Source organism: Rhizobium sp. M10 (genome assembly GCF_002531955.1).
Classification (GTDB): domain Bacteria; phylum Pseudomonadota; class Alphaproteobacteria; order Rhizobiales; family Rhizobiaceae; genus Rhizobium; species Rhizobium etli_C.
Map to the genome: position 1 here is coordinate 54,784 of NZ_NWTA01000001.1, position 23,758 is coordinate 78,541.

At 61.9% G+C, this 23,758-nt stretch carries 21 protein-coding genes; 10 read left to right on the forward strand and 11 right to left on the reverse strand.

The features are described 5' to 3' along the window. Positions 1 to 128 precede the first annotated feature (128 nt). The 4 genes from gltX to CO671_RS00275 all read right to left on the reverse strand — a co-directional run bounded on the left by gltX (position 129) and on the right by CO671_RS00275 (position 4,434). A complete protein-coding gene (gene gltX / locus CO671_RS00260; protein ID WP_097603862.1) occupies positions 129 to 1,595 on the reverse strand; it encodes a glutamate--tRNA ligase in 1,467 nt (488 codons plus the stop codon). Between the two features lie 243 nt (positions 1,596 to 1,838). Next, positions 1,839 to 2,588: a TerC family protein gene (locus CO671_RS00265; protein ID WP_097603863.1), complete on the reverse strand. Its 750-nt coding sequence runs from the start codon at positions 2,586 to 2,588 to the stop codon at positions 1,839 to 1,841. Between the two features lie 219 nt (positions 2,589 to 2,807). After that, positions 2,808 to 3,647, reverse strand: a complete 840-nt coding sequence (locus tag CO671_RS00270; RefSeq protein ID WP_097603864.1) for an AraC family transcriptional regulator — start codon at positions 3,645 to 3,647, stop codon at positions 2,808 to 2,810. Positions 3,648 to 3,753: 106 nt separating this feature from the next. Continuing rightward, the gene (locus CO671_RS00275) at positions 3,754 to 4,434 is read right to left on the reverse strand and encodes a TetR/AcrR family transcriptional regulator (RefSeq protein WP_097603865.1); all 681 of its coding nucleotides are present in this window, start codon (positions 4,432 to 4,434) and stop codon (positions 3,754 to 3,756) included. A 151-nt stretch (positions 4,435 to 4,585) separates the two neighbouring features. Between CO671_RS00275 and CO671_RS00280 the strand changes: the two genes are divergently transcribed. The 5 genes from CO671_RS00280 (at position 4,586) to xylA (ending at position 11,625) form a co-directional block, all read left to right on the forward strand. After that, positions 4,586 to 5,800 (forward strand): HlyD family secretion protein, encoded by a 1,215-nt coding sequence (locus tag CO671_RS00280; protein WP_097603866.1) that lies wholly within the window; start codon positions 4,586 to 4,588, stop codon positions 5,798 to 5,800. A 27-nt stretch (positions 5,801 to 5,827) separates the two neighbouring features. Then, on the forward strand, positions 5,828 to 7,426 hold the full coding sequence (locus CO671_RS00285; protein ID WP_097603867.1) for a DHA2 family efflux MFS transporter permease subunit: 1,599 nt from the start codon (positions 5,828 to 5,830) through the stop codon (positions 7,424 to 7,426). Positions 7,427 to 7,633: 207 nt separating this feature from the next. Further along, positions 7,634 to 8,659, forward strand: a complete 1,026-nt coding sequence (locus tag CO671_RS00290; protein ID WP_097603868.1) for a LacI family DNA-binding transcriptional regulator — start codon at positions 7,634 to 7,636, stop codon at positions 8,657 to 8,659. 18 nt (positions 8,660 to 8,677) lie between these two features. Then, positions 8,678 to 10,132, forward strand: a complete 1,455-nt coding sequence (xylB, locus tag CO671_RS00295; RefSeq protein WP_097603869.1) for a xylulokinase — start codon at positions 8,678 to 8,680, stop codon at positions 10,130 to 10,132. Positions 10,133 to 10,314: 182 nt separating this feature from the next. After that, positions 10,315 to 11,625, forward strand: coding sequence for a xylose isomerase (gene xylA, locus CO671_RS00305; RefSeq protein ID WP_097603870.1), 1,311 nt, complete (start codon positions 10,315 to 10,317; stop codon positions 11,623 to 11,625). Between the two features lie 63 nt (positions 11,626 to 11,688). On the opposite strand, the gene CO671_RS00310 is transcribed toward xylA, so the two are convergent. Then, positions 11,689 to 12,720 (reverse strand): LacI family DNA-binding transcriptional regulator, encoded by a 1,032-nt coding sequence (locus tag CO671_RS00310; protein ID WP_097603871.1) that lies wholly within the window; start codon positions 12,718 to 12,720, stop codon positions 11,689 to 11,691. Positions 12,721 to 12,992: 272 nt separating this feature from the next. Between CO671_RS00310 and CO671_RS00315 the strand changes: the two genes are divergently transcribed. The 5 genes from CO671_RS00315 to CO671_RS00340 all read left to right on the forward strand — a co-directional run bounded on the left by CO671_RS00315 (position 12,993) and on the right by CO671_RS00340 (position 19,319). Beyond that, the gene (locus CO671_RS00315; protein WP_097604070.1) at positions 12,993 to 14,519 is read left to right on the forward strand and encodes a sugar ABC transporter ATP-binding protein; all 1,527 of its coding nucleotides are present in this window, start codon (positions 12,993 to 12,995) and stop codon (positions 14,517 to 14,519) included. 75 nt (positions 14,520 to 14,594) lie between these two features. Continuing rightward, positions 14,595 to 15,599 (forward strand): ABC transporter permease, encoded by a 1,005-nt coding sequence (locus tag CO671_RS00320; protein WP_097603872.1) that lies wholly within the window; start codon positions 14,595 to 14,597, stop codon positions 15,597 to 15,599. A gap of 87 nt (positions 15,600 to 15,686) precedes the next feature. Then, positions 15,687 to 16,634, forward strand: a complete 948-nt coding sequence (locus CO671_RS00325; RefSeq protein WP_097580447.1) for a substrate-binding domain-containing protein — start codon at positions 15,687 to 15,689, stop codon at positions 16,632 to 16,634. Positions 16,635 to 16,880: 246 nt separating this feature from the next. Beyond that, positions 16,881 to 17,933, forward strand: coding sequence for a sugar phosphate isomerase/epimerase (locus tag CO671_RS00330; protein WP_003566650.1), 1,053 nt, complete (start codon positions 16,881 to 16,883; stop codon positions 17,931 to 17,933). Positions 17,934 to 18,131: 198 nt separating this feature from the next. Continuing rightward, positions 18,132 to 19,319, forward strand: coding sequence for a Gfo/Idh/MocA family oxidoreductase (locus CO671_RS00340; protein WP_097603873.1), 1,188 nt, complete (start codon positions 18,132 to 18,134; stop codon positions 19,317 to 19,319). 84 nt (positions 19,320 to 19,403) lie between these two features. Here CO671_RS00340 and CO671_RS00345 read toward each other — a convergent pair whose 3' ends face one another. The 6 genes from CO671_RS00345 to CO671_RS00370 all read right to left on the reverse strand — a co-directional run bounded on the left by CO671_RS00345 (position 19,404) and on the right by CO671_RS00370 (position 23,476). Further along, complete coding sequence (locus CO671_RS00345; protein ID WP_097603874.1) at positions 19,404 to 19,805, reverse strand: DoxX family protein; 402 nt, start codon at positions 19,803 to 19,805, stop codon at positions 19,404 to 19,406. A 228-nt stretch (positions 19,806 to 20,033) separates the two neighbouring features. Continuing rightward, the gene (locus CO671_RS00350; protein WP_141514438.1) at positions 20,034 to 20,393 is read right to left on the reverse strand and encodes a hypothetical protein; all 360 of its coding nucleotides are present in this window, start codon (positions 20,391 to 20,393) and stop codon (positions 20,034 to 20,036) included. Positions 20,394 to 20,536: 143 nt separating this feature from the next. Next, positions 20,537 to 21,268, reverse strand: a complete 732-nt coding sequence (locus tag CO671_RS00355; protein ID WP_097603876.1) for an amino acid ABC transporter ATP-binding protein — start codon at positions 21,266 to 21,268, stop codon at positions 20,537 to 20,539. After that, on the reverse strand, positions 21,249 to 21,908 hold the full coding sequence (locus CO671_RS00360; protein ID WP_097603877.1) for an amino acid ABC transporter permease: 660 nt from the start codon (positions 21,906 to 21,908) through the stop codon (positions 21,249 to 21,251). The genes CO671_RS00355 and CO671_RS00360 overlap by 20 nt, the downstream gene beginning before the upstream one ends. Further along, positions 21,905 to 22,609, reverse strand: coding sequence for an amino acid ABC transporter permease (locus CO671_RS00365; protein WP_097603878.1), 705 nt, complete (start codon positions 22,607 to 22,609; stop codon positions 21,905 to 21,907). Before CO671_RS00365 ends, CO671_RS00360 begins: the two co-directional genes overlap by 4 nt. 63 nt (positions 22,610 to 22,672) lie before the next feature. Continuing rightward, positions 22,673 to 23,476, reverse strand: a complete 804-nt coding sequence (locus CO671_RS00370; RefSeq protein ID WP_097603879.1) for a transporter substrate-binding domain-containing protein — start codon at positions 23,474 to 23,476, stop codon at positions 22,673 to 22,675. Positions 23,477 to 23,758: the final 282 nt, after the last annotated feature.

Consider the following 23,758-nt stretch of genomic DNA (forward strand, 5'->3'; position numbering starts at 1 on the left):
AGCGCGGCGTCTGGCTCGGCTAACCCTCCCCCTTGTGGGGAGGGTCGAAGCGAAGCGGAGGGGAGGGGTCTTTTTTTGAAAGAAAACCCCTCCCCAACCCCTCCCCACAAGGGGGAGGGGCTCCACTGTCATTTCGAGCCGACGAGGGCGGCGACCGCCTGCGCGGCGAGCTTCAGGCGCTGGCGCACGACCGAGCGGCCGAGGATCGCCATGGAATCGAAGAGCGGCAGCGAGCGCGACGAGCCGGAGACGGCGACGAAGAGCGGCGAGACCACGACCTTCAGCTTCTTGCCCATGCGGTCGGCGATGGCGCGCAGCTCCGCCTCGATCGTCTCGACATTCCATTCCAAGATCTTTTCGAGATCCGGCTGCACGGTGTTGAGGATCTCGAGAATCTCCTCCGGCGGCGATTTGATCTTGGCGAAGTCTGACGGCTGCAGGCCGAGATCGGACTTCAGCAGGAAGCCGGCGAGATCGGGCAGCTCCCCGAGCTTGGAAATGCGGGTCTGCGACAGGCGCAGGCCTTCCTTCAGGCGATCGTTTTCCATCGCCCAGGTCAGCACGCGCGCCTGAAACTCCTCTTCGGAGAGCTTTTCGCGGATCCAGCGGCCGTTCAGCCAGTCGAGCTTGTGGATATCGAAGATGGCGCCGGCCTTGGAGAGGTTGTCGGGATCGAACTTTTCCGACAGCTCATCCATCGTCAAAAGTTCCTCGCCTTCGGCGATCTGGATGAAGAACAGGCCGAGGAAGTTCATCAGCGCTTCGGGGATATAGCCGAGCGCGGAATAATAGGAGATCGAGGTCGGGTTCTTGCGTTTCGACAGCTTCGACTTGTCGGCATTGCGCATCAGCGACAGATGCATGAAGACCGGCTGGTCCCAGCCGAAATAGCGATAAAGCAGGATGTGCTTCGGCACCGAAGCCAGCCATTCCTCGCCGCGGGCCACATGGGTGATCTGCATCAGATGGTCGTCGATGACGTTGGCCATGTGATAGGTCGGCATGCCGTCGGCCTTGATCAGCACCTGCATGTCGACGGAATCCCAGGGGATGGAGACATCGCCGTAGACGCCGTCGGTGAAATCGCAGGAGCCTTCGGCCGGGATTTTCATGCGGATGACCGAGGCTTCGCCGGCGGCGGTGCGCGAGGTCACTTCCTCGGCGGACAGGCTGAGGCAGAGGCCGTCATATTTCGGCGGCTTGCCGGCGGCGCGCTGCGCCTCGCGCATCTGCTCCAGCCGCGCGGGCGTGCAGAAACAGCGGAAGGCGTGGCCCTTGTCCAGCAGTTCCTGCGCATAAGGCTGGTACATCGGCTTGCGGTCGGACTGGCGATAAGGGCCATAGGGGCCACCGATATCGGGACCTTCCTTCCATTCCAGCCCGCACCATTTCAGCGCGTCCAGCACCTTCGTCTCGAATTCAGGGGTCGAGCGCGTCGCGTCGGTGTCTTCGATGCGCAGGATGAATTCACCGCCATGCTTCTTGGCGAAGAGATAGTTGAAGAGAGCGATATAAGCGGTGCCGACATGCGGCTCGCCGGTCGGCGAGGGAGCGATGCGGACGCGAACGCCGGTAGCTGTGCCGGAAACTGTCATTGTGTGTGCCCGTCAATGAATGCCGGACGGTTTTCGCGGGAAAGCGACGTTCGGCCGGAAGGATGCAGATATCTTCGGCAAACCGGCCGGAAAAAGGGCATGCGCCCGCACCATCCGCCGATCGTCCGTTCGGCTGGCCTTAGGCCATATTCAATCCGGCGCGTCAAGAAAAACCGCGCCTGCAAAGGGCCTGACGATGCTGGTGCAGGGCGCGCCGGCTGCGACGCGCCCCTTGCTTCAGTCTCAGTGAGCGCCTTCGCGTTTGCGCTTGCGGGCGTTGCGCGCGAACATGTTCAGCACCTCGACCAGCGCCGAGAAGGCCATGGCGGCATAGACATAGCCCTTCGGCACGTGGAAACCCATGCCTTCGGCGATCAGCGTCGTGCCGATCATCAGCAGGAAGGCGAGCGCCAGCATGACGATCGTCGGATTCCGCTCGATGAAGTTGGCAAGCGGGGTGGCGGCGACCAGCATGACGGTGACGGCGGCGATGACGGCGATCACCATGATCGGCAGATGCGGCGTCATGCCGACGGCGGTGATGATGCTGTCGACCGAGAAGACGAGGTCGAGCAGCAGGATCTGGCCGATCGCCGATGCAAAGCCGGTCGTTGCCGACGTCGCGATGAAATCCTCCTGATGGTCGATCGGATCGACGCTGTGGTGAATTTCCTTGGTGGCCTTCCAGACCAGGAACAGGCCGCCGGCGATCAGGATCAGATCCTTCCAGGAGAAGCCGTGTCCGAAGGCTTCGAACAGCGGTTCGGTCAGTTGCACGATCCAGGCGATGGTGCCGAGCAGAGCAAGGCGCATGATCAGCGCAAGGCCGATGCCGATCTTGCGGGCTCTTTCCCGGTGTTCGGGCGGCAGTTTGTTGGTCAGAATGGAAATAAAGATCAGGTTGTCGATCCCGAGAACGACTTCCATCACCACCAGCGTGATGAGCGCCACCCAGGCGGCCGGATCCTGAATGAGCGTCACAATTTCCTGCATCAGCGTATATCCCCTTTGCGTCACATGAACGATGACGCCCCGCAATGTAGTGTCGACGGCTTGCCGCGCAAGCGCCGCAAGGGGATATACGAAATCGATGTGACTTTTATTCCTTAGAACAGGATGATTTAAGGCCGGCTCGGTCTTAAATTTGAATCCTGTTCTAAATTAAAGAGTTAGAGCATGATTTCGCCCGAAAACCGCTCGCACTTTTCGGCATCATGCTCTGATCGGCAACCAGATTTCGGTGACGCCCATGCCGGTATAGGGGTCGAAGCGCTCGTCGTAGCGTTCGAACATGTCCGGCGTCTCGCCGTGCTCCAGACCCGAGGACGGCCACCACGCGCCGAAAATCCGGTTGATTGTGAGAGAAATGCCGGAGACATGGCCGCGATGGGTGAAGACGACGTAGCGCTGGCCGGGAAGCTTGAGCGTCGCAAAATCGGCGGGCAGATCGCCGGTATCGGAAATCTCCACGGCGGCCATGTAGCGGAATTTCTCCGCTTCGCCGTCGATATGGGTGCAGACGCCGTAGGCGACATTGCCTTTCTGGCCGGAGATATGGCCGAAATGGCCATTGAACTTCTGCCAGAGTGAAGGGATGGCGGCATCGCCGCCATGGGCGTAGATCTCCTCCAGGCCGGCAAGAAGCATTGGCTGCAGGGTTTCGAAGCGGGGTGCTTCGAGGTCGCTGAGGTGGGCGGGGTCCATTCTGATCGGCTCCAGTAAGACAAGGTTACGCGTGTGCCCCTGTCTGCGCACCGCATCCGGCGTCATGCCGAACTGGTCGCGAAAGGCACGGGTGAAAGCTTCGTGGGAGCCGTAGCCCGCGCAAAGCGCAACCTCGAGGATGGTGGATGAGCCGCTGACCAACGCGGGTACGGCGCGGCTGAGGCGCCGCCCCCTGATATAGCCGCTGATCGAGTGGCCGGTGACCAGCCCGAAGACGCGCGACAGATGGTAGCGCGACAATCCGGCTGCTTCCGATATCTCGTCCAGCGATATATCGCTTTCGAAATGGCTCTCTATGAACCAGATCGCCCGTGCGATGGCGCTCATTTTCACTCCCCTGGTTGCGGCTTCTTCCTTAGAGAAAAGTCGAAAGCGGGGTTTGATCGTTCTTGCGGAGTTTTGGCCGATGCAAGCGAGCAGTCAAGAAAGCGTATCAGGCGGTGTCGTGCCGACGCGCGCCATAGGCCGCCATGAAGACCTTGATCGCACCGCGGATGACGCGGTCGATTTCTTCGCGGCTCGGCGGTTCTTCCATGCTGCCGAACAGACGCAGCTTGAAGAAACTGCCGCTGGCAAGATCGAGAAACTGGCCGGCGGCGAGATCGATGTCATCGATCTCGAGCGTGCCTGCAGCGATGTGGCGTTCGAGAAAATCGCGCATTATGGTGCGCAGATTGACCGGGCCCTTGAAGAAGCGTTGACAGAGCGCGGGCATGCGGTCTCGAACGCCGAGCACGGTGCGCATCGCGGTGATGACCTTTTCGTCGGTCATATGGGTGACGAAGCTTATCCCGAATTCGTACAGCCCGGATTCGGGGTCGTCGTGTTCGGCAAGCGCGGTGCGGACAGCGGCGACGAAGGCGGCACGCTCGGTTTCGACCATCGCCGAAAACAGTTCTTCCTTGTTGGTGAAGTAGACGTAGAGCGTCCCCTTCGAAACACCGGCCTCACGCGTCACATCGTTCATGCTGGCCGCATCGAAACCCATTTTCATGAAGACGCGCTTGGCGCCGTCGAGGATCTGCTGGCGCTTGGCCGGATCTTCGCCCGCGGCAAATCGGCCTCCAGCAGGAGGAGGGCTGAATACGGCGGCATTCTCGGGTTTCAGCGTCATGTCTCCTTAACCGTGTTTACGGTTTCGCCCTTTGCTTAAAAGAAATCGAACCGATTGGTTCTATGCATCTTGATATGACGGTAAAACAGGTTTATGTCAACTGAACCGAACCGTTCAGTTCGATCAATTACTCCAAGATCGGTAAGTGGCCATGTCGAGCAACCAGAAAAGCAACGTCGCGCGCATCGTCAGCGAAAACGCCGAAGCCGAAGAGGTCAAGGCCGAGGTCGCGACTGTTGTGGAGGCTCCGACGGCGGAAGCCCTGGAAAAGCCGTCCGCCCCCGCGCCGTCGGCGCCGGCTTCGGTCGCAGCACCCGCGGCTGCGAAGAAGCGCCGCAGTCCGGTGCTGCCGATCGTCGTGCTCGCTCTGCTGGCGGGCGGCGGCTGGTATGGTTACGAATGGTGGACGAACGGCCGCTTCATGGTGTCGACCGACGACGCCTATATCGAGGGCGATATCGCAACGATTTCGCCAAAGGTCACGGGCTACGTCGCGAAGGTGAATGTGGTCGCCAACCAGGAAGTCAAAGCGGGTGACGTGCTTGCCACGCTTGATAACGGCGATTATCAGAACGCCCTCGATCAGGCGCAGGCCCAGATCGCCACCGAACAGCTTTCGCTGCAGCGTATCGACGCGCAGATCGAAGGCGCCAATGCAAGCCTTGCGCAGGCGCGGGCGCAGAAGGTGGCACTCGAAGCGGCCGTTCGTGGTGCCGAAATCACCCAGAAACGCCAGAGCGAGCTCCAGGCGAAGTCGGTCGGCACCGCTGCCGATCTCGACAACGCCAATATCGCGCTCGACCAGGCCAAGGCCAATCTTGCCGGCGGCGACGCCAACATCACCGCTGCACAAGCCAATATCACCATTCTTCAGGCCCAGCGCAAGGAAGCCGAAGGCTCGGTTCGGGCGCTGGAAATCTCGCGCGACAAGGCCACCCGCGATCTCTCCTTCACCGTGCTCAAGGCGCCTTACGACGGCATCGTCGGCAATCGCTCGGTCCAGGAAGGCGATCTCGTCTCGCCCGGCCAGCGGCTGATGGCGCTCGTTCCGGTTCGTGAGCTCTATATCGACGCCAACTTCAAGGAAACGCAGATCCAGCATCTCGTTGCCGGCTCGAAGGTCAACGTCCATGTCGACGCCTATGACGACCATCCGATCGTCGGCACCGTTGAATCGATCTCGCCGGCGTCCGGCTCGGTCTTCTCGCTGCTGCCGCCGGAAAATGCGACGGGCAACTTCACCAAGGTGATCCAGCGCGTGCCGGTGCGCATCGCGCTGCCGCAGGAGGCGCTCGACAGCGGGCGTCTGCGCGCGGGCCTCAGCGTCGTCGTCGACGTCGATACCCGCACGGCGCCGAGCAAGTAAGCCTTTAGACAAGGCGGAGGTGGTCCGATGGCCGGAAGCGCGACAGCAACAGCGGGGACGATTCCGGCGTTACCTGCCCATGCTGAGGATCGCATGGATCCGAGGAAGCTCATCGCCTTCCTCGCGATGGTGCTCGGCATGTTCATGTCGATCCTCGACATCCAGATCGTCTCGGCCTCGCTTGCGGAAATCCAGGCCGGCCTTTCGGCCGGCTCGGACGAGATCGGCTGGGTGCAGACGGCCTATCTGATCGCTGAAGTGATCATGATCCCGCTGTCGGGCACGCTGGCGCGCATCATCTCGACGCGTTATCTCTTCGCGATCTCGGCGGCCGGTTTCACCATGGCGAGCGCGCTTGCGGCAACGGCGACGAATATCGACCAGATGATCGTCTATCGCGTCATCCAGGGCTTCATCGGCGGCGGCATGATCCCATCGGTCTTCGCGGCCGCCTTCACGATCTTCCCGCCGTCGAAGCGCAGCATCGTCTCTCCGATCATCGGCCTGATCGCGACGCTGGCGCCGACGATCGGCCCGACGGTCGGCGGCTATCTCAGCCACGCCTTCTCCTGGCACTGGCTGTTCCTGGTCAACATCATTCCCGGCATCATCGTCACCATCGTCACCTGGAACTTCATCGATTTCGACAAGCCGGAACTGTCGCTGTTCAAAAAGTTCGATTGGTGGGGACTGGTGTCGATGGGCCTCTTCCTCGGCACGTTGGAATATGTGCTGGAAGAGGGCAATTCGAACGACTGGTTCAACGACAGTTCCATCGCGATTGCCGCCGTCGCCTCCGGAGCTGCGGCCATCGTCTTCTTCTATCGCGCCTTCACGGTGGATTTCCCCGTCGTCGACCTCAAGGCCTTTGCCAACCGGAATTTCTCCTTCGGCTCGGTGTTTTCCTTCGTCATGGGTATCGGTCTTTATGGCCTCACCTATATCTATCCTGTCTATCTCGAGCGCATCCGCGGCTACGATTCGCTGGATATCGGCGAGACGATGTTCGTCTCCGGCCTTGCGATGTTCGTCACCGCGCCGATCGCCGGCCGGCTGTCGACCAAGATGGACCTGCGCCTGATGATGGTGATCGGCTTCGTCAGCTTCGCCGCCGGCACCTACATCATGATCCATCTGACGGCGGACTGGGATTTCTACGAGCTCTTCATCCCGCAGATCCTGCGCGGCTTCGGGCTGATGATGTGCATGGTGCCGATCAACAACATCGCGCTCGGTACGATGCCGCCTTCGCGCATTCGCGGCGCGTCCGGCCTGTTCAACCTGACCAGAAACCTCGGCGGCGCAGTCGGTCTTGCCGTCATCAATACCGTGCTCACCAACCGGCAGGACGTGCATTACGAGCGGCTGCGGGAAAATATCGACTGGGGCAATCCGACGGCGATCGACCAGATGAACAACATGGCCGCCAATTTCAACAGCTACGGCATGGACGGCGCCTCGGTCGCGATCAAGCAGATGGTCGGGCTTGCCACCAAACAGGCGGTCATCCTCTCTTTCAGCGATGTCTTCCTGATCCTGACCGCACTTTTCGTCGCGATGATCCTTGGAGTCGCGATGATCCAGAAACCCGCGCCGCAAGGCGGGGGAGGCGGTGGCGGCCACTGACCTCCGGCCTGCCGCCCCATGAAAAGGTCCTCTCCGGAGGACCTTTTTGTTTGCAGTTTTCCAGCCTCTATGCGATCAGCCAATAATCGACCTGCTGACCGGCTCCAGGCCGGCGGCGATGCGGGAAACGCGATGCGCGAGTCACCCGTTCGTTTTTTTGATTTACGTACATCAAAATTGGCGTTAATGGTCTCATCAGGAGGAATGATGAGGCCAACAGTTCACGATATCGCTGCCGCTGCCGGGGTCAGTCTCGCAACCGTCGACCGGGTTCTCAACCGGCGTCCGGGTGTGCGCCATGTTACGCGCGAAAAGGTCGAGACCGCGATCCGCGAGCTCGGTTATATCAGGGATGTGGCTGCGGCCAATCTCGCCAAGGGCCGCACCTATCCGCTCGTGTTCATCCTGCCGGCCAGCGACAATTCCTTCATGCACGGGCTCAATGGGGAAATCCGGCAAGCGATCCTCCGTTCGGCTGCCGAGCGCACCGATATTCGCACCGTCGAGGTGTCGGCCTTCGATCCGGCCGCTCTCGTCGCTGTGCTCGAAGAGCTCTCTCGGGAAAAGCCTTGCGGCGTTGCCATGGTCGCGACCGATGCACCTGAGGTGCGCGCCACCGTCGACCGGCTGGTGCATGCGGGTTTTCCCATCGTCACCCTGGTGTCCGACCTGACGGGCTCGCTGCGCCACCATTATGCCGGCGTCGACAATATCGCGGCCGGCCGCACGGCCGCACGACTGCTCGGCCGCTTTCTCGGGCCGCGAAAGGGCGAGATCGCCGTGCTCGCCGGATCCATGCTGGTGCGCGACCATCGCGAGCGGCTGGAGGGCTTCACCGCAGTCATGGCCGAGGAGTTTCCCGACCTGGCGATCCTGCCGGTGCTCGAAGGCCGTGACGATCCGGAGATCGCCCATATGCTCGTCGCCGGCGCGCTTGCCAGGAATGCCGGCATTGTCGGCGTCTACAGCCTCGGCGCCGGCAATCGCGGCCTCATCCGGGCGCTGAAGGAAAAGGCCGTCGACCGGACGCTGACCGTCATCGCCCATGAACTGACCACCTATACGCGGGCGGCGCTGATCGACAATACGATCGATGCGATCCTCAATCAGGACGCCGGCCACGAAGTGCGCAGCGCGATCCGCGTGCTGAAAGCCAAGGCGGACGGGCTCCCGGTCATCGACGCGCAGGAGCGCATCCGTCTCGACATATTCCTGAAAGACAATCTGCCGTAACGGCAAAGGAGCAACCCCATGTATCTCGGTCTCGATCTCGGAACCTCCGGCGTCAAGGCGATGCTGATCGACGGCGATCAGACGATCGTCGGCTCGGCCAATGGGTCGCTCGACGTTTCGCGTCCGCATTCCGGCTGGTCGGAGCAGGAGCCGGCCCATTGGGTGCGCGCCACGCAAGAGGCCGTCGCCGGTCTTATGGCGAAACACCCGAAAGAGCTTGCCGCGGTGAGGGGTATCGGCCTTTCCGGCCAGATGCACGGCGCGACGTTGATCGACGCCGCCGACAAGGTGCTGCGCCCCTGCATTCTCTGGAACGACACGCGCAGTCATGTCGAGGCCGCCGCCCTCGACGCCGATCCGCGCTTCCGCGCACTCACCGGCAATATCGTCTTTCCCGGATTCACGGCGCCGAAGCTCGCCTGGATCAGGCAGCATGAGCCGGACATTTTCGCGAAGGTCGCCAAGGTGCTGCTGCCGAAGGACTATCTGCGTCTGTGGCTGACTGGCGAATATATTTCCGAAATGTCGGATTCGGCCGGCACCTCCTGGCTCGACACCGGCAAGCGTGCCTGGTCGTCCGATCTGCTCGCGGCCACTCACCTTTCCGAGGAGCAGATGCCGACGCTTGTCGAAGGCACGGCACCGGCCGGCAGACTACGCTCCGACCTCGCGGCACAGTGGGGCATATCGGGCAATGTCGTCGTTGCCGGCGGCGCGGGCGACAATGCCGCATCGGCCTGCGGCATGGGGACCGTCAGCGATGGCGCCGCCTTCGTCTCGCTCGGCACCTCCGGCGTGCTTTTTGCCGCCAACGGCTCCTATCTGCCGAAGCCGGAAAGCGCCGTGCATGCCTTCTGCCACGCGCTGCCGAATACCTGGCACCAGATGGGCGTCATCCTGTCGGCGACCGATGCGCTCAACTGGCATTCCGGCGTGACCGGCAAGTCGGCCGCCGATCTCACCGGCGAACTCGGCGAGACGCTGAAGGCGCCGACCGGCGTCACCTTCCTGCCCTATCTTTCCGGCGAGCGTACGCCGCACAATGATGCCGTCATCCGCGGCGCCTTCATCGGGCTGGAACATGAAAGCAGCCGCGCCGTGCTGACCCAGGCCGTGCTCGAAGGTGTCGCCTTCGCCATCCGCGACAATCTCGAAGCGCTGCGGTCGGCCGGCACCGGCATCTCCCGCGTCACGGCGATCGGCGGCGGTTCGCGCTCGCGCTACTGGCTGGCGTCGATCGCCACTGCCCTCGGCGTTCCGGTCGATTTGCCCGCCGACGGCGATTTCGGCGCAGCCTTCGGCGCAGCCCGCCTCGGCCTGATTGCCGCGACGGGTGCCGATCCGATTGCCGTCTGCACGCCGCCGGTGACATCAGGCACGATCGAACCGGTGTCGGCGCTGAGCGGCGCTTACGAGGATGCCTATACGCGTTACCGGGCGCTTTATCCGGCGATCAAATCGCTGGCGCGTTGAAACTGGAGCCAGCGGCCCCCTCATCCGCCTGCCGGCACCTTCTCCCCGCTGGGGAGAAGAGATTCGCGGCGGCGCCTCGTTCCCCTTCTCCCCTGGGGGAGAAGGTGGCCCGAAGGGTCGGATGAGGGGGCTGAACGGCATGAACGATCAGACTGAACTACGAGAACCCAAGGAGACCTGACATGAGCACCGGATTTTTCGGCGATATCCAGAAGATCAAATATGAAGGCCCTGACAGCACCAATCCGCTGGCCTTCCGTCATTACCAGCCGGACGAGATCGTCATGGGCAAGCGCATGGAAGACCATCTGCGCTTCGCGGTGGCCTATTGGCACACCTTCACCTGGCCGGGCGGCGATCCCTTCGGCGGCCAGACCTTCCTGCGCCCGTGGTTCGAAGACACGATGAAGGCTGCCAAGCTCAAGGCCGACGTCGCTTTCGAATTCTTCTCGCTGCTCGGCGCGCCCTATTACTGCTTCCATGACGCCGATGTGCGGCCTGAAGGCAAGAATTTCGCCGAAAACACCAAGAACCTCAACGAGATCGTCGATTATTTCGCCGAGAAGCAGGCTGCGACCGGCACCAAGCTGTTGTGGGGCACGGCCAACCTCTTCTCCAACCGGCGCTACATGTCGGGTGCTGCGACCAACCCGGATCCCGATGTCTTCGCTTTCGCCGCCGCGACGGTGAAGACCTGCATCGACGCCACGCAGAAGCTCGGTGGTGAGAACTACGTGCTCTGGGGCGGACGCGAAGGTTACGAGACGCTGCTCAACACCGACCTCAAGCGCGAGCTCGACCAGCTCGGCCGCTTCCTCAACCTCGTCGTCGAATACAAGCACAAGATCGGCTTCAAGGGCACGATCCTGATCGAGCCGAAGCCGCAGGAGCCGACCAAGCACCAGTATGACTATGACGTCGCGACCGTTTACGGCTTCCTCAAGAAGCACGGCCTGGAAAACGAGGTGAAGGTCAATATCGAGCAGGGCCATGCGATCCTGGCCGGCCATTCCTTCGAGCACGAGCTGGCGCTCGCCAATGCGCTCGGCATCTTCGGCTCGATCGATATGAACCGCAACGACTATCAGTCCGGCTGGGACACCGATCAGTTCCCGAACAATGTTCCGGAAATGGCGCTTGCCTATTACCACGTTCTGGCAGCCGGCGGCTTCAAGACCGGCGGCACCAACTTCGACGCCAAGCTGCGCCGCCAGTCGCTCGATCCGGCAGACCTTTTGATCGGCCATATCGGCGGCATGGATTGCTGCGCCCGCGGCCTGAAGGCCGCCGCCAAGATGATCGAGGACAAGGCCCTGTCGCAGCCGCTCGCCGATCGTTATGCCGGCTGGGAAACCGCCGAGGCGCAGAAGCTCTTCCGCGGCGAATACTCGCTGGATGAGATCACCAACTGGGTCGAGACCAAGGACGTCAACCCGCAGCCGAGATCCGGTCAGCAGGAACTGCTCGAGAACGTCGTCAACCGTTACGTCTGATAAGGTGCGCCGGCGGCCAGCGGTCGCCGGCGCAGCTCTTTGTAGCCGGCTATTATAGCGTCTTCAGCGCTTCAACCATTGGCGCGACGGTGCGGAGACGGAGTTTCGAACCACCAGATCCGGCCGCAGCAGGATTTCCGTCTCGGCCGGCCGACCATCGGACAAGAGTTCCAACAGCAGCGCCATCGCCTGTTTGCCGATCGCCGTTCGCGGCTGGCGGATCGTCGTCAGCGCCGGGGAGATGAAGACGGCCTGCGGCACGTCGTCGAAACCGGTCACCGAGAAATCCCGCGGAATATCATAGCCCCGCGCGCCGAGCCCGATCATCACGCCGATTGCCGTCTGGTCGTTCACGCACATGAAGGCGGTCGGGAGCGTGTCGCGCATGAAGAGCTGTTCGACCGCATGCCGGCCGCTTTCGATCGTGCCGTCGCCTTCGAGCACGATCCTGAGATCCGGCGGGACGCCGGCGGCGTCGAGGCCGGCATTGTAACCCATGCGGCGCCTGACATAGGCAAGCCGGGTGCGCGAATCGCCGATGAAGGCGATCTTGCGATGGCCTTCGGCCAGCAGCAGATCCACCGCCTTTCGCGCCCCCTCGGTATCGTCGACGCCGACATAGGGAATGCCGCCGTTGAAGACCGGTTCGAAAACCCCGACGCTCGGCGGCAGCCGGGCGGTCATCGTCTGATGGCCGAAGGGCAGGATGCCGGTGAACAGGATCAGCCCGGCGGCCTGGTTGGAGTTGAAGAACTTCAGATATTCCAGGCCACGCTGGGCGTCGTTCTGGGTGTGGCCGATCAGGATGCCGTAGCCGTGGGCGCGCGCCTCGTTCTCCAGTCCGACGAGAATATTGGAGAAATTGGGATCGCCGATGTCGGGCGCCACCACCAGGATCATGTTGGAGCGCCCGAGCCTCAGGCTGCGCGCCATGGCATTGGTGGTGTAGCCGGTGACGGCGATCGCCTGATTGACTTTAAGCCGCGTCGAGTTGGCGACCTTCTCCGGGGTGTGGATCGCCCGCGAAACCGTCGCGATGGAGACCTCGGCGATCCGGGCGACGTCTTCGATTGTTGCGGGCGTGGAATTCGACACTGCGTTCTGCCTTGGGGCTGTCTTCGCCGCGACACTACACAGACTCGCCGAGAGGTCAAAGGCAAGCTTCAGCGGATCTGTGTAAATCCACGATGTAAACCTTTACATGCCTGATGTAAAGGTTTACATAAGGCTCAAAGCGGACGGGAGCCGCAAGCGCAGAGCTCTGAGGATCGAGAACGGTTTTCAGAATGGAAATGTGCGCTAGTTCAAGGTGATGGAGCGGCGCCGTGCGTCCTGCCGGATGCAAGGCGCTCTTGGGGGAGGGCATGATGACCGTGGAGATCGCCGACACCGCACCCGTGGTGCTGTCCGCCAGGCGCATATGCAAATCCTTCAGCGGCGTGCAGGTGCTCTTCAGCGTCAATTTCGATCTCCGTGCCGGCGAAATCCATGCGCTGATGGGTGAAAACGGCGCCGGCAAGTCCACCCTCGTCAAGGTATTGTCCGGCTTCGAGCAGCCGAGCTCCGGCGAGATTCTGCTCGACGGCCAGCCCGTTATCCTGCCGCCCAATGGGGCGGCGGAAGCGCTCGGCATCGTCATCATTCACCAGGAGTTCAATCTCGCCGAACATCTGACCGTGACGGAAAGCCTGTTCCTCGGGCGTGAAGTCACGCGTTTCGGTGTGCTCGACCGCAAATATATGCGCGCCGAGACACGCAAGGTTCTCGACGTGCTCGGTTCGCATGTCGATGAGAATGCGCTGATCAGCACGCTTTCCATCGCCGACAAGCAGATGGTCGAGATCGCCAAGGCGATCAGCCGCGATGCGCGCGTCGTGTTCATGGACGAGCCGACGGCCGTCTTGTCGCGGGAAGAGACAAGCATGCTCTTCAAGCAGGTGCGCAAGCTGCGCGACCAGGGCACCAGCTTCGTCTTCGTCTCCCATAAGCTCGATGAGGTGATGGAATTGACGGATCGGGTGACGGTGCTGCGCGACGGCCAGTGGATCAAGACGTCGCCGACATCAATCCTCGACGGGGAATCGATCGCGCAGCTGATGGTCGGCCGCGAGCTTTCCAGCCTCTATCCCGCCAAGGTCGAGCCCGATGTCGACGAGGAGGTCGTCCTCAGAGTTTCCTCGGTGTCGACCGGTTATGTCAGGGATGCGAGCTTTGAGGTGCGCAAGGGCGAGATTATCGGCTTCTCCGGGATGATCGGCTCCGGCCGCACCGAATTGATGGAGGCGATCGCCGGATTGCGAACCCGCCTTGAGGGTGAAGTGGTCATCAAGGGGCAAAACGTTCCCTCCGGCGACGTGCATGCCGCCAATCGCTGCGGGCTTGCCTACATGACCAAGGACCGCAAGTCGAAGGGCCTGCTGCTGCGCTCCGGCATGATGGCCAATCTGACGCTGCAATCGCTCGGGCGGCATTCTCGCCATGGCTATCTCAGCCCGAGCAGCGAAGCGGCGGCGCTGGCGAAGGCCAAGCGACGCTTCGACATCAGGGTTCGCGATGGCAATATCATCGCCGGCCGCATGTCGGGCGGGAACCAGCAGAAGCTACTGCTTGCCAAGGTCATGGAGACCGATCCCGACATCGTCATCATCGACGAGCCGACGCGCGGCATCGACGTCGGCACCAAGCAGCAGATCTATCATTTCATCTCGGCGCTTGCCCGGGACGGCCGGTCGATCATCGTCGTTTCCTCGGAGATGCCGGAGGTCATCGGCCTCTGCACGCGGGTGGCGGTGATGCGCGAAGGGCATATCGTCGGCGTGCTCGAGGGAGATGAGATCTCCGAGCAGGAGATCATGCGCTACGCCGCCGGGCTGAAAAAGAAGGCGGCCGCGTGAAGGCGGAGCGGGACTTCGGCGAAGCGGGCAATAGATAACGTACCCAGAGTCTGGGGCGGGAGGTTGGTTTTGGATATGAGTGTTAACGAAGAGACCAGGGAAATCCGGCGCAGATCCTGGCGTGACGTCGATCTGCGCGCGGTTGCACCCTTTGCCGCCCTGGCCTTGCTTCTCATCGTTGGCGCATTGGTCAATCCGAATTTCATCGGCATCACCAATCTGGCCAACGTCGCGACGCGCTGCGCCTTCATCGCCATTATCGCCGTCGGCGCAACATTCGTCATCTCGGCCGGAGACCTCGATCTTTCCGTCGGCTCGATGGTGGCCTTCGTCGCCAGTCTGATGATCCTGCTGATCAATTCGGGCGTCATTGCCGATCCGGTGCTGATGCTGACGGCTGCCGTGCTGTTCACCGTCATTGCCGGGGCTCTTTGCGGCCTCGCCAACGGCCTCATCACCACCGTCGGCAAGATCGAGCCCTTCATCGCCACGCTCGGCACCATGGGCATTTATCGCGGCCTGACGACCTGGCTGTCGCAGGGCGGCGCAATCACCTTGCGCTCGAGCGACATCCAGACGCTCTATCGTCCGGCCTATTTCGGCAATATCCTCGGTCTTCCGGTTCCGATCGTGGTGATCCTCGTCGTGACTGCGATTGCGGCCTTCATCCTGTACCGCACGCGTTACGGCCGTCATGTCGTCGCTGTCGGTTCGAACAGCGACGTCGCGCGCTATTCCGGCATTGCGGTCAATCGCGTGCGCACCATTGCCTTCGTCATCCAAGGCCTCTGTGTGGCGATCGCCGTGCTGCTCTACGTGCCGCGTCTCGGCTCCACCTCGGCAACGACCGGCATCTTGTGGGAGTTGCAGGCCATTACCGCCGTCGTCGTCGGCGGCACGGCCCTCAAGGGTGGCGCCGGCCGCGTCTGGGGCACGATCTGCGGCGCCTTCATTCTCGAACTCGTCGGCAACATCATGCTGCTTTCGAATTTCATCAGCGAATATCTGATCGGCGCGATCCAGGGTGCGATCATCATCATCGCCATGCTGGTGCAGCGGTCACTGGTGCGCAAATCGTAAGGCAAGCCGGCTTCTGGAATTGGTCGGGCTTTACAGGGCACCCGGCTCGAATTGGACAAGTCCCTGATATTTTTGGGAGGAAATAGCATGCGCAAGCTCATGTTGGGTCTGGCGGTTGCGGGGGTGGCTTTTGCCGGCGCAGCCTACGCCCAGGACAAGAACTACACGATCGGCGTATCCATTCCGGCCGCCGACCACGGGTGGACTTCCGGGGTCGTGTTCCACGCCGAGCGCGTTGCCAAGAAGCTGATGGCCGAACATCCGGGCCTGAACGTCATCGTCAAGACTTCGCCGGATGCCGCGACGCAGGCCAACGCCGTGCAGGACCTTGATACGCAGGGCATCGACGCCCTCGTCATCCTGCCATCGGATCCGGATCCGCTCGTCAACGCCATCAAGGAAGTCAAGGACAAGGGCAAGTTCGTGGCGCTGGTCGACCGCGCACCGTCCAACAACGACAACTCCGTGCGCGACCTCTATGTCGCCGGCAACAATCCGGCGCTCGGCGAAGTCGCCGGCAAGTACATTGCCGAAAAGACGCCGGAGGCTGAAGTCGTCGTCATCCGCGGCCTGCCGATCCCGATCGACCAGCAGCGCCAGGACGGCTTCGACAAGGGTATCGCCGGCTCCAAGGTCAAGGTTCTTGACCGCCAGTACGGCAACTGGAACCGCGACGACGCTTTCAAGGTGATGCAGGACTATCTGACCAAGTACCCGAAGATCGACGTCGTCTGGTGCCAGGACGACGATATGGCGGTCGGCGTTCTGCAGGCGATCGAGCAGGCCAAGCGCACCGACATCCAGTATGTCGTTGCCGGCGCCGGCTCCAAGGACATGATCAAGAAGGTCATGGACGGCGACAAGCTGATCCCGGTCGACGTTCTCTATCCGCCGGCAATGGTCGGCACGGCGATGGAACTGACGGCGGCTGCGCTCTACGATCAGGTGCCGGTCCACGGCAATTACATCCTCGACGCGACGCTCGTCACCAAGGAGAATGCCAAGAACTTCTACTTCCCGGATTCGCCGTTCTGATAGCGATTGGAGATATGCGCCCATTCGACAGAATGGGCGCGTTTCCATTTTTCCATCGGCATGCTGCCGAAAATGCTGCACGTACCTCTTGCCCGTCAAAGCCCATCATGATTAGCTCGCAGCCATATCGCATCCGGGCTCACGCCAGATCCGAGAGCGAGGGCGAAGAGGCGCCTTGCGCCCGCAGAATTGCGTGCTACAAGTTTCCAGAAACGTTTACGGTCGATATTCAGGGAGGAATCTGACATGAAGACGATCAAGGGCCCCGGCCTGTTCCTTGGCCAGTTCGCGGGCGATGCCGCGCCTTTCAATTCGTGGGACGCCATCACCAAATGGGCGGCCGATATCGGCTACAAGGGCGTGCAGGTGCCGACCTGGGCGAGCCAGCTGATCGACCTGAAGAAGGCTGCGACATCCAAGGATTATTGCGACGAATTCGCCGGCAAGGCCCGCGAGAACGGCATCGAGATCACCGAACTTTCCACCCACCTGCAGGGCCAGCTCGTCGCCGTTCACCCGGCCTATGACGAAGCCTTCGACGGGTTCGCGGCCCCCGAGGTGCGCGGCAATCCGAAGGCCCGCCAGGAATGGGCGGTCGAGCAGGTCAAGATGGCGCTGACCGCATCGAAAAACCTCGGCCTCAAGGCGCATGCGACCTTCTCCGGTGCGCTTGCCTGGCCGTTCATCTATCCCTGGCCGCAGCGCCCCGCCGGCCTGGTCGAGACCGCTTTCGACGAGCTTGCCCGCCGCTGGACGCCGATCCTCAACCATGCCGACGAAAACGGCATCGACGTCTGCTACGAGATCCATCCGGGTGAAGACCTGCATGACGGCATCACCTTCGAGATGTTCCTGGAGCGGGTGAAGAACCATCCGCGCGCCAACATGCTCTACGATCCCTCGCATTATGTCCTGCAGTGCCTCGATTATCTCGACAACATCGACATCTACAAGGACCGCATCAAGATGTTCCACGTCAAGGATGCGGAGTTCAATCCGACCGGGCGCCAGGGCGTCTATGGCGGTTATCAGGGCTGGGTGGAGCGCGCCGGCCGCTTCCGCTCGCTCGGCGACGGCCAGGTCGATTTCGGCGCCGTCTTCTCGAAGATGACGGCCAATAATTTCGACGGCTGGGCCGTGGTCGAATGGGAATGCGCGCTGAAGCATCCCGAGGACGGCGCCCGCGAAGGGGCCGAATTCGTCGCCGCCCATATCATCCGCGTCACCGAAAAAGCTTTCGACGATTTCGCCGGCAGCGGCACCGATCAGGCGGCGAACCGGCGGATGCTGGGGCTCTGAGACATCGGGCATGCCGGGAGGTTGCCCCTCACCCTAACCCTCTCCCCGTTCTGACGGGGAGAGGGGACTTGCCCCACGAAATGTTGGAGCGGGACGGAGACGGTGCGGCAAATCCCCTTCTCCCCGCGGGCGGGGAGAAGGTGGCGGCAGCCGGATGAGGGGCGCATCCGCATGAGTTTAAATTCCAGGAGGACAAGAATGGCAATCGAAGCATCATCCGAACAGACCCGCGAGCCGCGCATCCGGCTCGGCATGGTGGGCGGCGGCGCCGGCGCGTTCATCGGTGCGGTGCACCGCATCGCGGCGCGCATCGACGATCAGTACGACCTTATCGCCGGGGCGCTGTCGTCGACGCCTGACAAGGCGGTACAGTCGGGCCGCGATCTCGGCCTCGACCCGTCCAGGACCTATTCCAGCTACCGCGAGATGGCGATCCGCGAGGCGAAGCTGAAGAACGGCATCGAGGCGGTGGCGATCGTCACGCCGAACCACGTGCATTACGACGCAGCCAAGGAATTCCTGAAGCGCGGCATTCACGTCATCTGCGACAAGCCGCTGACGTCGAACCTTGCTGATGCCAAGAAGCTGAAAAAGGTCGCCGACGAAAACGGCGCGCTCTTCGTGCTGACGCATAATTATACGGGTTATCCGATGGTCCGCCAGGCGCGCGAGATGATCGCGAACGGCGAACTCGGCGATATCAGAGTCGTCCAGGCCGAATATCCGCAGGACTGGCTGACCGAGGCGGTCGAGCAGACCGGCCAGAAACAGGCCGCCTGGCGCACCGATCCGGCCCAGTCCGGCGTCGGCGGCTCCACAGGCGATATCGGCACGCATGCCTATAATCTCGCCTCCTTCATCACTGGCCTGGAACTCGACAGCCTGGCCGCCGATCTCGACAGTTTCGTGCCCGGCCGGCGGCTGGACGATAACGCCCATGTCATGCTGCGCTTCAAGGCGAAGGGCTCGGAGAAGCCGGCCAAGGGCATGCTCTGGTGCAGCCAGGTTGCGCCCGGCCATGAGAACGGCCTGATGGTGCGCGTCTACGGCACGAAGGGCGGGCTGGAATGGACGCAGAAGGATCCGAATTACCTCTGGTACACGCCCTTCGGCGAGCCGAAGCGGCTGATCACCCGCGGCGGCGCCGGCGCCGGAGCGGCCGCCGGCCGCGTTACGCGCGTGCCATCAGGGCATCCGGAAGGTTATCTCGAGGCGTTCGCGACGATCTATACGGAAGCCGCGCATGCGATCAATGCGCGCAAGAAGGGCAAGGCGGTCGACAAGGCGGTGGTCTATCCCACGGTCGACGACGGGGTGAAAGGTGTCGCCTTCGTCGAGGCCTGTGTCGCCTCGTCCAAGAAAAACGGCGCCTGGGTCAAGCTCTGAGCTTGGCGATCCGCGCCTGGAATGGCGCGGAGCCCGGGAAAATGCCGAGGCGGCCATTGGCCGCCTCGGCTTATCCGTCATTCGTCAGGCCGAAGCGCGGTTGCGCTTCATCAGGCTGTCGACGCTGAGCGGCCCGGCACCTGCCGCCACCAGGTAAAGAAATACGAAGCAGAACAGGATCGCTGCGACGCCACCATTCTGCGCGGGATAAAAGCTCTTTCCCGCATGGCCGATGAAATAGGCGAAGGCCATCAGGCCCGAAAGCACGAAGGCTGCGATGCGGGTCTGGAATCCGACCAGGACCAGGAAGCCGAGGGTGAGTTCGATCAGCCCGGCAATCCAGGAGAGCGAGCCCATCGGCGGCACGCTTGCCGCAGCCGGAAAATGCAGGATCTTCTGCGTTCCGTAGCTGAACAGCACCAGTGACGAGACGACGCGCAGCAGGCTCAGCAGATGCGGCTGCAGCAAATGGATCGAAGACAGCATCGGATTCCTTTCATGTTTGCGATGTCTTGGCTGTGTCGGTGATCGCGGGCGCGGCGGCAAGTCACGACTTCTGACGTTCACGTTATGAGAGCGGTCAGCGTCGGAGAGTCCGGCGGGTCACGGCGACAGGATGCTGCAGACGCGCCGCTTCACAGACTGCTGTAACGTTGCGGTTTTTCCACTTTGTTTTCCGGCTACACGACTGGCACGGTACCGAACGGTACGGCATCAAGAGCGGGCTACGATCTTCGTGGCCAGACCGGCCTTCGCATCATCAGGTGAGAGCGTGACGATCACGAAACGGCCGGCATCCGCCCGGCCGGCCGGATCGGCGGAGGCGCTCGTGAAGACGCCGGTCACCGTGCGGCCCTCGACCCGGAAAGTGTCGGGAGACAGGCCCGTTCCGTCAACAGCTGCATCATATTCGACAGCTACCGCCGTCAGCCTGGCGCCGTCGCCGAAGACCTGCGTAATCGCGGTTGCCCGCTTCACATGTTCTGTATCCTCTTGCGCGAACGCGGGAACGTCGACCGACACAAGTGCGCCGGCACCGGCGGCCATGATCAGGAACTCTCTGCGGGAGTGCACTGAATATTCTCCTTCGATCCCAGGCCCGTTCCTCCGCGCCCGTCATCGCAGGCTTTTATCCCGCCCGCACGCCGGTTGGCGATGCCTGCCACGTAAACAGGCGTCGCCGCAACTCATGGCCGGACGACAAGGTGCAAAATCCGTTATTTGACGTCGGATTTTACGAACTGCCGCAGTTCCGGTGTCTGTGGATCGGCGAAGAGCGCTGCAGACGGTCCCCGTTCCCAGATTTTTCCCTTGTGCATGAAGATCGTCTGCGTCGCGACGCGCCGGGCAAAAGCCATTTCATGCGTCACGAGGATCATTGTCATGCCATCGCGGGCGAGCTGTTCCATCACCGTGAGCACTTCTTCGGTGAGCTCCGGATCGAGCGCCGATGTCACTTCGTCGAAGAGCATGACCTTCGGCCGCATCGCGAGCGAGCGGGCGATGGCGACGCGTTGCTGCTGGCCGCCGGAAAGCTGGTCCGGGTAGGAGTCGAACTTTTCTGACAAGCCGACGAGCTTAAGTACCTCGTGGGCAACCTCGCGGGCCTTCGCCTTCGCAACGTCCTTGACGATCCTCGGCGCCAGCATGATGTTCTCGCCCACCGTCAAATGCGGAAAGAGATTGTAGCTCTGGAAGACGATGCCGACATCGGTGCGGAGCTTGCGAAGCGCCTTTGCGTCGTGCCCGAGTGTATGGCCGGCAATTTCGATGCGGCCGGAATTGATCTTTTCCAGGCCGTTCATGCAGCGCAGAAGCGTACTTTTGCCCGAGCCCGAACGGCCGATCAGCGCAAAGACTTCCCCGCGGCCGACCGTCAGAGATACTCCCTTGAGGACTTCGAGAGCACCAAAGCTCTTGTGGACGTTTTCAACGACTACTTCCGGCATGAAGCCTCCTTTCCAGCAAGCGCGAGAGCTGGGACAATGGGTAACAGACGACGAAATAAAGCGCGGCGACCACGAGGAAGACGCGGAATGGCTGGAACGTCGCGTTGTTGATGAGCTGCCCGGCGCGGGCAAGCTCGACGAAGCCGATGATCGAGGCGATCGAGGTGTTCTTCACCACCTGGACGGCAAAACCGACGGTCGGCGGCAAGGAAATGCGCATGGCCTGCGGCAGGATCACATAGCGGTATTGCTGCAATCTGGTCATGGCGAGGGATTCCGAAGCCTCCCATTGCGGCTTCGGCACCGCCTGGATGCAGCCCCGCCAGATTTCCGCAAGATAGCCGGAGGCGTAAATCGTCATAGACGCTCCTGCCGCGAAGAGGGGCGGCAGTTCCAAGCCGGCGAGGCTGAGACCGTAATAGGAGAGGAACAGGATCATCAGCACCGGAATGCCCTGGATGATCTGGATGTAGGTGGCTGCCGCAATTCGCACGGGTTTCGGCTGTGCCGTCCGGGCCAGCGCAACGGCAAAGCCCAGCAGACCGCCGCCGATCAGCGCGATAACCGTCAGCAGGAGCGTCCATTGCAGCGATAGAAGAAGAAAGCCGAACTGATCGGCACCAAAGGTCGTGAGGGTCATGCCTGCACCTCCGGAAGCGCCGTCATCGCTCGCCGGGCGACACGACGGCCGAAAAGCCACATGCCGATCAGGGCGAGGGCGGCGCGTAGTGCCAGCGCCAGGGCAAGATAGATCAGCGTGACCGCAATATAGATTTCGAAGGACCGGTAGGTCTGCGATTCGATGAAGGCAGCCGAGGCGGCGAGTTCCTGGGTCGAGATGGCTGAGCAAATGCTGGAGGCCAGCATCATCAGCACGAATTGGCTGCACAGCGCCGGATAGACCTTGGCGATCGCCGGCACGATGATGACATGGCGATAGATTTGGAAGCGCGTAAGCCCCAAGGCCTCGCCGGCCTCGATCTGCGACTTGTGGACTGCCTCGATGCCGGCCCGAATGATCTCCGTCGAATAGGCGGCAAGGTTGATTGTCATGCCGATCAGCGCAGCCGTATCGGCGCCGACGCGCAGGCCGAGGCCCGGCAGGCCGAAATAAACGATGAACAGCTGGACCAGGAAGGGCGTATTGCGGATGATCTCGACATAGGCATCGACGAGAAGGCGGACCACACCGCCCCAGATGGAGCGTACCGAGGCAAGCGCGATGCCGGCAGCGCAGCCGAGAATGATCGACAGCACCGACAGTTTGATCGTCAGCCAGATACCGCTGAAGATCTGCTCCTGGTATTGGGCCAGCACGCCGAACTGAAATGTGTAGGACATGAGGACTCCGTGGTTATGGGAAATCCGCCGGAGCATTGGCCGGCGGATCCTCGAGAACTGCGGTCAGAACGTCGGCAGCGTCGGCATCGGCCGGCCGGTCCACTTGGTCGCAATCTTGTCGAGATCGCCGGAGATCTTCATCAGGTAGATAGCGGTGTTGAGCCATTGGCGCAGCTCGAAATCGTCCAGCTTGGTGGCCATCGAGTTTCCCTGCTGGAAGAAAGTGAAGCCGACCTGCAGGCCGGCATCCGGGCGCTGCTTGATTATCGCATCGCCAACCGTCGAGGGCAGCGCGACGGCATCAACCTGGCCGGCGATCAGCGCCTGCGCGCTTGTGGAATCATCTTCGTAAACAACGATTTCCAGACCTGGGATCGCAGCCTTGCGGAGCGCTGTTTCCTGCGACGAACCCCGGTTGGCGGCAACGCGCTTGCCTTCGAGATCGGCAAGCTTGGCAAATTTCTGGTCGGGACCGGAGATAATGTCCATGTTGAAGGCGCTGTAGGGTTGTGTGAACATCACGGTCTTGGCGCGCTCTCCCGTCGGCGCCAGGGTGGCGACGAGGAAGTCGACCTTACCGGTCTGCAAGGCAGGAATGCGGGCCGGCGGCGTTAACGGCACAAGCTCGACCGGCAGCGACAGATAGCCCCCGATCAGGTTCGCGACGTCGACGTCGTAGCCGGTGGGGTTGCCCTTTTCATCGACCATTCCCATGGGCGGCGCGCCGGTCAGGACGCCGATACGGACGGTGCCGCGCGAGATGATATCGTTCAGCGTGACGGCATGCGCCTCGACAGCAGACGCCAAGCCGGCCGCGACGATCCCGATCGCGGCGAGTGCGGTTCGGATGCTATTTGAAAACTTCATTGACCTTCCTCCTCTGGATGATTTCAAACGGTCACGCTTTCGCTCGCTTCTGCTTCGAAGCCTTGCGAACCCCGTGTGCCGTACCTCCCATCGCCAGCATAAGAGCCTTCCATCGCGCCGACCGGGCGGCTTTCGGAAGGACTTGAGATTGCATGCTGCCAGCTTTAAGGTTATCGCTAACCTTGCGCAAAGTTATCGATAACATAATGCTGCGTCAAGCGAATTCATAAGTATCGAAGAGCGGGAGAAAATCGTGGCTTCAGAGCGCCCGAAGACCGTCAC

Bases quoted from the DNA above. Each gene is read 5' to 3' on its own strand.
- gltX (WP_097603862.1), bottom strand. From the start codon at position 1,595: ATGACAGTTTCCGGCACAGCTACCGGCGTTCGCGTCCGCATCGCTCCC.
- CO671_RS00265 (WP_097603863.1), bottom strand. From the start codon at position 2,588: ATGCAGGAAATTGTGACGCTCATTCAGGATCCGGCCGCCTGGGTGGCG.
- CO671_RS00270 (WP_097603864.1), bottom strand. From the start codon at position 3,647: ATGAGCGCCATCGCACGGGCGATCTGGTTCATAGAGAGCCATTTCGAA.
- CO671_RS00275 (WP_097603865.1), bottom strand. From the start codon at position 4,434: ATGACGCTGAAACCCGAGAATGCCGCCGTATTCAGCCCTCCTCCTGCT.
- CO671_RS00280 (WP_097603866.1), top strand. From the start codon at position 4,586: ATGTCGAGCAACCAGAAAAGCAACGTCGCGCGCATCGTCAGCGAAAAC.
- CO671_RS00285 (WP_097603867.1), top strand. From the start codon at position 5,828: ATGGCCGGAAGCGCGACAGCAACAGCGGGGACGATTCCGGCGTTACCT.
- CO671_RS00290 (WP_097603868.1), top strand. From the start codon at position 7,634: ATGAGGCCAACAGTTCACGATATCGCTGCCGCTGCCGGGGTCAGTCTC.
- xylB (WP_097603869.1), top strand. From the start codon at position 8,678: ATGTATCTCGGTCTCGATCTCGGAACCTCCGGCGTCAAGGCGATGCTG.
- xylA (WP_097603870.1), top strand. From the start codon at position 10,315: ATGAGCACCGGATTTTTCGGCGATATCCAGAAGATCAAATATGAAGGC.
- CO671_RS00315 (WP_097604070.1), top strand. From the start codon at position 12,993: ATGACCGTGGAGATCGCCGACACCGCACCCGTGGTGCTGTCCGCCAGG.
- CO671_RS00320 (WP_097603872.1), top strand. From the start codon at position 14,595: ATGAGTGTTAACGAAGAGACCAGGGAAATCCGGCGCAGATCCTGGCGT.
- CO671_RS00325 (WP_097580447.1), top strand. From the start codon at position 15,687: ATGCGCAAGCTCATGTTGGGTCTGGCGGTTGCGGGGGTGGCTTTTGCC.
- CO671_RS00330 (WP_003566650.1), top strand. From the start codon at position 16,881: ATGAAGACGATCAAGGGCCCCGGCCTGTTCCTTGGCCAGTTCGCGGGC.
- CO671_RS00340 (WP_097603873.1), top strand. From the start codon at position 18,132: ATGGCAATCGAAGCATCATCCGAACAGACCCGCGAGCCGCGCATCCGG.
- CO671_RS00345 (WP_097603874.1), bottom strand. From the start codon at position 19,805: ATGCTGTCTTCGATCCATTTGCTGCAGCCGCATCTGCTGAGCCTGCTG.
- CO671_RS00355 (WP_097603876.1), bottom strand. From the start codon at position 21,268: ATGCCGGAAGTAGTCGTTGAAAACGTCCACAAGAGCTTTGGTGCTCTC.
- CO671_RS00360 (WP_097603877.1), bottom strand. From the start codon at position 21,908: ATGACCCTCACGACCTTTGGTGCCGATCAGTTCGGCTTTCTTCTTCTA.
- CO671_RS00365 (WP_097603878.1), bottom strand. From the start codon at position 22,609: ATGTCCTACACATTTCAGTTCGGCGTGCTGGCCCAATACCAGGAGCAG.
- CO671_RS00370 (WP_097603879.1), bottom strand. From the start codon at position 23,476: ATGAAGTTTTCAAATAGCATCCGAACCGCACTCGCCGCGATCGGGATC.